This is a genomic window from Vibrio sp. D173a (assembly GCF_030248475.1).
Genome location: NZ_JAHGAH010000820.1, coordinates 1 through 600 on the forward strand (window position 1 = coordinate 1; position 600 = coordinate 600).

The 600-nt window shown below is 45.3% G+C and carries 2 protein-coding genes; both read left to right on the top strand.

Annotated elements, in window-relative coordinates; all coding sequences use genetic code 11:
* Positions 1-248: universal stress protein UspB (locus KIV40_RS29535; protein WP_285352811.1), on the top strand; the 248-nt coding region annotated here is incomplete at its 5' end.
* Positions 249-461: 213 nt separating this feature from the next.
* The coding region (locus tag KIV40_RS29540) for an FAD-dependent oxidoreductase (protein ID WP_285352812.1) at positions 462-600 on the top strand (139 nt) is incomplete at its 3' end.

The following is a 600-nucleotide window of genomic DNA, read 5'->3' on the forward strand; positions in this document are numbered from 1 at the left end:
TAAGAACACTGATTTACATTATGCGAGAAGCACACCCACTTTTGTATCAACAAGTCGATGGCGGCGGTTTCTTCACAACGCACGGCAATGTAACCAAGCAGGTAAGACTGTTCAGTTACATCAAGAGTAAAGAGTATCACCATCACCACGACCCAGTATTCACTGGCAAGTGCGATAGAGTAAGAGAGCTGTTCATTTTATCTGTCTCTCTGCTTGGCGTGACCCTTTTGGCGGCATTCTTTGTCTAATCGACAATGAGTCATTCAAAACAAGCTGATCTCTTTTCAAGAGCGGTTGTGCACGCCTATTGAGTGCAACGCGAGCAATTGCAAAGTTAAAATTTGACGCTAAAATAGCGAGCAACGAGTAAGGATGTGCTGTTAACGCACATCCTTTTTTATTGGTTACGTCACAGGTACAGGAAGTGCTGAGTGATGATTAGGTAAGTAAAGCAGAACACCATGAGTGAAAAATTTGATGTCATCGTAATTGGCGCAGGCGCCGCTGGCTTAATGTGTGCCGCTGAAGCGGGTAAGCGTGGCCGACGCGTGCTAGTGGTTGATCATGCCAAGAAGCCAGGTCGAAAAATTCTAATCTCTG